The sequence below is a fragment of the Pseudomonas sp. BJa5 genome, assembly GCF_030272875.2.
In the GTDB taxonomy this organism is placed as follows: domain Bacteria; phylum Pseudomonadota; class Gammaproteobacteria; order Pseudomonadales; family Pseudomonadaceae; genus Aquipseudomonas.
In genome coordinates, this window is sequence record NZ_JALRNG020000182.1 from 1 (window position 1) to 251 (window position 251).

The 251-nt window shown below is 64.5% G+C and carries 1 protein-coding gene; it reads left to right on the forward strand.

From position 1 onward, the window contains the following. Nucleotides 1-199, forward strand: a 199-nt coding sequence (locus tag M2D63_RS25940) for an aminopeptidase N C-terminal domain-containing protein (RefSeq protein WP_285865906.1), incomplete at its 5' end; no start/stop codon positions are given. Nucleotides 200-251: the final 52 nt, after the last annotated feature.

The following is a 251-nucleotide window of genomic DNA, read 5'->3' on the forward strand; positions in this document are numbered from 1 at the left end:
GGCCGAGCAGGTGCTGGCGCTGGATGCGCTCAACCCCGAAATCGCGGCGCGCCTGGCGCGCGCGCTGGACAACTGGTCGCGCTACGTGCCCGCCCTGCGCGGCCCCATGCAGGAAGCCCTGCTGCGGGTGCGCGGCCACGAGGGGCTGTCGCGCATCGTGCAGGAAATCGGATCCAAGGCTTTAGAATTCGCAGCATAGGGAGAACCTCTTGAAACGTAAAACACTTACCCAATACCTGGTGGAGCAGCAA